The organism is Herbiconiux daphne, assembly GCF_024979295.1.
Lineage (GTDB): Bacteria > Actinomycetota > Actinomycetes > Actinomycetales > Microbacteriaceae > Herbiconiux > Herbiconiux daphnes.
In genome coordinates this window covers 1-501 of record NZ_JANLCJ010000884.1, presented here as the reverse complement: position 1 = coordinate 501, position 501 = coordinate 1, and the positions used below count along the sequence as shown (strand labels likewise).

Annotated in this window: 1 protein-coding gene; it reads right to left on the bottom strand. The window is 61.3% G+C overall.

Annotation, left to right across the window (positions count from 1 at the left end):
• Positions 1-486 (bottom strand): hypothetical protein (locus N1032_RS28195; RefSeq protein WP_259544061.1); only part of this gene is annotated, 486 nt, incomplete at its 3' end.
• Positions 487-501: the final 15 nt, after the last annotated feature.

The following is a 501-nucleotide window of genomic DNA, read 5'->3' as shown; positions in this document are numbered from 1 at the left end:
AAATTCGTTTGCGTCGTTCATGAATAGATGATCGACGGCCATTTTCGTATACCACAGGTTAGCGTAAGGAATATGGTTGCGGCCGAAGCGAAGCGCCTTATAGCGGGCCTTCTGCGCGGCGGTCTGTTCGCCGGTGGTCAGCGCCTTATAGGTCGCGCTGCCGATGTCGAAGACGTCGCCGATCTCCGAGCCGGTAGGGCCGAGGAGTCGCCAGGCGTTCGAGCTGCCGCCGGATTGCGTAACCTGGCCGAGGCCGCCGACGATCATATCGCCCGCGAAGCCTGCGCCGCCGCCGGTGCTGAAGGCGGCTAACCAGCTGCGCGCGTCGGTCGGGTCTGGGATGTTCTTACCGTCCGTAAGGTTGATAAGGCTGTTCCCCACGTAACCGGCCATTGTCGCGCCGCCCATATACGAACCAGTGACGGCCAGCTTTCCGCCCAGGGTGGCTTGACGGTTCCACCGGCGGATCATGTTAGCGGTGATCACTGATACAACGCCTTT